We start from the raw sequence: 4,780 nt of genomic DNA, 5'->3' as shown, positions 1-4,780 counted from the left end.
TAAAAAGGTGGACCAAAAAAGAAATGCTGGTTCAATTGGAACATTATCAGAATCAATTTATACTGCAAGATGAAGTTATAAATACGCTTCAAGAAGATATACATATTCATGAAATAAGTATTGCTGCAGCCAGTAAAAAAGGAAAAGACTTGTTAGATACCGCTCTGGTTAAGAAACATATTGAGTTTAGAAATAGAATGGAAGTACAACGTCATATTTATAGAGACTTAAAAAAGGAATTTTTTAAATTTTTAACAAAATATATGTAGGTTTTAAATATTCAGGCTACTACATTTTTTTACCAGTATTAATTACTAATTAAATTTAATGGAAGATAGTTTTTTAGTTCAATTACAGGATTTTCAATTAACACAACTAGAGTTTCTTATAAGAATTTTGGTTACAGTTGGAATTGGTTTTGTATTAGGTTTAGAGCGTGAATTTTCTCAATTCTCTGAAAAGGAAGAGGTTTTTGCAGGTGTTCGTACTTTTACGTTAGTAGCTTTATTAGGTTTTTTAGCAGCCTTTTTAAGTCTTACATTTACGTACTGGTTTTTTATTGCAGGCTTTTTAAGTGTTGTTTGTATTGTAGCAATTTCTTTTTGGGTAAGTGCCCACCAAGGTAGTATTGGCGGAACTACTGAATTTGCAACAATTCTAACTTTTTTATTAGGTGCTTTAACATTAATAGGCGCAATAAATGCAAGTTTGGCACTTACTGTTGTAATTGTAGTTTTATTATCGTTAAAAGTTAAACTAAGAACAATTATTGGACAAATAACGCAAAAAGAGTTATATGCTTTTGTGCGTTTTGTAATTATAGCTTTACTAATTTTACCGTTTTTGCCGAATAACTATTTTGGTCCCTATAATGTAATTAACCCAAGAGAAGTTGGTTGGGTAATTGTTTTAACATCTGGTTTTGGATTTGTTGGTTATGTTTTAATGAAGTTTTTGGGAACTGATAAAGGTATATTATTAACCAGTATTTTAGGTGGCTTAGTGTCAAGTACAGTTGTAACCTTTACGTTTTCAAAAAAAAGTAGTGAAACTCCAACACTTTCTCAAAATTACGCTGTTGGGATTTTTGCTGCAGCAACCATTATGGTTATAAGAATATTTTTATGGGTTTATATATTTAATTATGAAATGTTAAATGGTCTGCTAATTCCTTTATCAATTGTTTTCTTTACAGCTTTAGGAGTTACTTTTTTTTTCTATAAAAAACAACTTACAAAATCTCATTTTAAAGAAAAAATGAAATTAGGCGATCCTCTAAATATTAAAAATGCTGCTTTTTTCGGAATTTTTTATGTTGGAATATTACTACTAGTAAGTTATTCAAGTACTACTTATGGTGCAAAAGGAATTTATATTTCAAGTGCCATAAGTGCCTTATCAGATATTGATGCCATTGCAATTTCTGTATCAAAATTAGGAGGTTCAACAATTAATTTTTTAACTGCTCAAAATGCTATTTTATTAGCAACACTTTCTAATACTATAGTTAAAATTGGAATTACCATTTGGACTGGTAGTAAAGCATTAAAAAAATACGTACTTATAGGTTATGGCTTTATTTTTATTGCAGGAATTATAGGTTTCATTATTTTAAATTAAGAAAGTTAAGATTCTCATATTTTTTAAAGTAATATAAATCAGTTTACTAAATGATTGTAATCATTTTTTTACAATAATAAAAGTGCTCACTTTGCATTAATAAATATTAATTTAAAAAAAGTAAAATGAAAATTTTAAAAATTATAATGTTATTTTTTTTGATAGTATTAACTTCTTGTGTAAGTCAAAAAAAATACACCGATTTGCAGAATCAAAAAGATCGATTTGAAAATGATTTAGCAACCTGTAAAAATGAACAACTAATTTTAGACGCTAATTTATTAAACGAACAAAATAAAGTAGCAAAATTAGAAAACCAATTAGTCTATTTTAAAAGTACTAATACTAATTTGTTAGAACGCCTTTCAGATTTATCTATTGTTAGTAAATCTGGAGCAGAAAGTATCAAAAAATCTTTGGAAGCATTAAATCAACAAAATAAATATATTATGGATTTAACAACTTCAATGCAAAGAAAAGACTCTTTAAATTTAGTTTTAGTAATGAATTTAAAAAGGTCTTTAGATAATTTTGATGATGAAGATATTAATATTGAAGTTAAAAAAGGTGTGGTGTATGTATCAATTTCAGATAAAATGTTATTTAAATCTGGAAGCTATAATTTAAGTCCAAAATCGAAAGAAGTAATTGGTAAAATAGCAAAAATTATTAACGACCATAAAGCATTGGATATTTTGGTTGAAGGACATACAGATAATGTTCCAATTTATACAGATTGTATGTTAGATAATTGGGATTTAAGTGTAAAAAGAGCCACTTCAATTGTACGTTTAATGCAAAAAGAATTTGGTGTTCAACCTGAAAGAATGACGGCTGGTGGCCGTTCAAAATACATTCCAAAAGATACTAATGAAACTAAAGAAGGTCGTGCAAAAAACAGAAGAACTGAAATAATTATTTTACCAAAACTAGATCAGTTTTTTAATTTATTAGAAACACCTAAAGCACCAATAAAGAGCTAATTTAAATAATAATTAGAACCATACATTGCTTTTTAAGCTAATGTCGTTTGTTATAAGTTTAAAGTTTTTAGTTATCTAACTTTAGAAGAAGATTTTCTACAGAAATAAATTCATTTTCAAATCCGCGAGCTATTAATAAAAAATAACCTTCATTTAATAGTTTTAAGTATAAAGCTGTATTCTTTTCTGGAGCTCCTAACCCTCTTAAAATTCCGTAAGGCCCTGTCGTCATTTCAGCTAATGGTTTTTCCTGAATTTTATGTAAAAATAATGAAGTGAGAGAGCCGCCAATTAAGATAGTTCCAATTTCAGGATTGGTAAAGGTACCAATTGCTGTATTTGTTCCTATTAAATACTCTACAAATGAAATCATTTCTTTTTTGTCGAAATTTTTTTGGTTGGAGATTTTTAATAGAACCGATAAATCTGATTTAGAAATCCCATTTTCATTTATAATTTCAATCGCATTTTTTAGCTGCCATTTTTCTTTGTAAGCTTTTATAAAAACAAATGTATTATTTTTTGATGAAATTCTTGTATTCATTGTTTAATTGTGGTGAACCTTAAAATCTTAAGATACTCTAATTTATAAAATTGAAAATAGGATTAGAATGATGAATATCAATTATGCATTTTTAGTCAATTATTTAATTCAAAGATTCATTTTTTTTAAACGATTTTCAATTGCACTTAACAATTCACTCTCTTCAAAAGGTTTTGTTAAATAATCATCGGCTCCAAGGTTCATACCTTTTCTTAAATCTTCCTTTTCAGATTTAGCAGTTAAAAATATAAATGGAATTTTAGATGTTTTTGGATCTGTACTTAAAATTTGAAGTACACCGTAACCATTTAATTCGGGCATCATAATATCACAAATAATAATATCTGGTAAAAAAAGTGTTGCTTTTTTTATTCCTTCTTTGCCATTTTTTGCTGTTACTACTTCATAATTTGCTAATTCCAGCAGGTCGCAAGTGGTTTCTCTAACATCGTTATTATCCTCTATCAATAATATTTTTTTCATTTTTTGTATGATTCATAGGTAAATTAACTGTAAAAATAGTGCCCTCGTTTAAAACACTGCTAAAACTTATATTACCACCAATTAACTCTATATATTGTTTTACTATGTACAATCCTAAACCTGTTCCTTGAATATTTGTTGCATTTTTTGCTCTAAAAAAACGGTTGAAAAGATTTTTTTGTTCATCTAATGGAATTCCAATTCCGTAATCAACAACTTCAAGTGTTAATTGGTCTGTATTTTCTTTAATATTAATTATTATTTTATCATTTGAACTGGAATATTTAATTGCATTTGAAACCAGATTTGTTACAATATGACGTATTAACTTAGGATCTAAATAAACTTCAATAGTTGCTGCATTAGTTGAAATTTTTATAGTTTGTCCATCTTTTGTGTTTACTTCAATTTCTTCAATTAAGGATTTTAAAAAATTTATAAGTTCAAAATTCTCTGATTGTGCTAATACTTTTCCTTCCTCTAATTTACCTAAAGACAGGAAGTCGTTTAGGATTACCACCAAATTTTTTACATTATTTCTAATCATTGAAACGTACCGTTCACGTTTAGCTTCTTTACCAGGTTCATTTTGTTTTTCAATTAAAATTGCTGATGATAAAATTGCGCTTAGTGGTGTTCTAAATTCGTGCGAAGCCATTGAAATAAATCGAGATTTTAACTCATTAAGTTCTTGTTCTTTTCTTAATGAATTTAAAATTTCTAATTCAACTCTTTTTTGTTCACTAATATCGCTATACACAAATAATGCATGTTTTATAGTTTCATTTTCATCAAATAAAGGAGTTGAATTTACGGAATAGGTATTGTTATTAAAAGTTACCTGAAAAGACAGATGTTCGCCATTTAGTGTTCTTAAAATATCACTTTTTATACGTGATTTTCGTTTATCTGAAAAAGCCGTAATTTCACTTAATTTCACACCTGTAGTAACCACCTTACTTAAACCAATTTTATGCAATTCAGCTCCTTCAATATAAATAATCTCAAAATTTTCATTTACTACCACAATTATTCCCTTAGGAAAGTTTTTTGCAATGGCAGAAAACATTGCCTGACTTGTATTTGCAAGTTTTTCAGCTTCTTTTGTAATTTGAACCTGATCTTCCAAATTTAAATTTGTTTCTACAAG

General features: G+C 27.3%; 6 protein-coding genes. 3 read left to right on the top strand and 3 right to left on the bottom strand.

The features are described 5' to 3' along the window. From AB1Z17_RS03675 to AB1Z17_RS03665, 3 genes are all read left to right on the top strand, one after another. A partial coding sequence (locus AB1Z17_RS03675) for a hypothetical protein (protein ID WP_368050446.1) occupies positions 1-269 on the top strand: 269 nt, incomplete at its 5' end. Between the two features lie 58 nt (positions 270-327). Further along, positions 328-1,620, top strand: coding sequence for an MgtC/SapB family protein (locus tag AB1Z17_RS03670; RefSeq protein ID WP_368050445.1), 1,293 nt, complete (start codon positions 328-330; stop codon positions 1,618-1,620). 125 nt (positions 1,621-1,745) lie between these two features. Further along, the gene (locus AB1Z17_RS03665; RefSeq protein WP_368050444.1) at positions 1,746-2,603 is read left to right on the top strand and encodes a flagellar motor protein MotB; all 858 of its coding nucleotides are present in this window, start codon (positions 1,746-1,748) and stop codon (positions 2,601-2,603) included. Positions 2,604-2,670: 67 nt separating this feature from the next. Here AB1Z17_RS03665 and AB1Z17_RS03660 read toward each other — a convergent pair whose 3' ends face one another. The 3 genes from AB1Z17_RS03660 to AB1Z17_RS03650 form a co-directional block, all read right to left on the bottom strand. After that, entirely contained in the window at positions 2,671-3,147 is a 477-nt protein-coding gene (locus AB1Z17_RS03660; protein ID WP_368050443.1) for a hypothetical protein, read from the bottom strand. 108 nt (positions 3,148-3,255) lie between these two features. Continuing rightward, the gene (locus tag AB1Z17_RS03655) at positions 3,256-3,630 is read right to left on the bottom strand and encodes a response regulator transcription factor (RefSeq protein ID WP_368050442.1); all 375 of its coding nucleotides are present in this window, start codon (positions 3,628-3,630) and stop codon (positions 3,256-3,258) included. Beyond that, positions 3,602-4,780: ATP-binding protein (locus AB1Z17_RS03650; protein ID WP_368050441.1), on the bottom strand; the 1,179-nt coding region annotated here is incomplete at its 5' end. The genes AB1Z17_RS03650 and AB1Z17_RS03655, both read right to left, overlap by 29 nt.

The sequence above is a fragment of the Lutibacter sp. genome, assembly GCF_040883305.1.
Lineage (GTDB): Bacteria > Bacteroidota > Bacteroidia > Flavobacteriales > Flavobacteriaceae > Lutibacter.
This window is presented reverse-complemented; position numbering and strand designations above follow the sequence as displayed.

Bases quoted from the DNA above. Each gene is read 5' to 3' on its own strand.
- AB1Z17_RS03670 (WP_368050445.1), top strand. From the start codon at position 328: ATGGAAGATAGTTTTTTAGTTCAATTACAGGATTTTCAATTAACACAA.
- AB1Z17_RS03665 (WP_368050444.1), top strand. From the start codon at position 1,746: ATGAAAATTTTAAAAATTATAATGTTATTTTTTTTGATAGTATTAACT.
- AB1Z17_RS03660 (WP_368050443.1), bottom strand. From the start codon at position 3,147: ATGAATACAAGAATTTCATCAAAAAATAATACATTTGTTTTTATAAAA.
- AB1Z17_RS03655 (WP_368050442.1), bottom strand. From the start codon at position 3,630: ATGAAAAAAATATTATTGATAGAGGATAATAACGATGTTAGAGAAACC.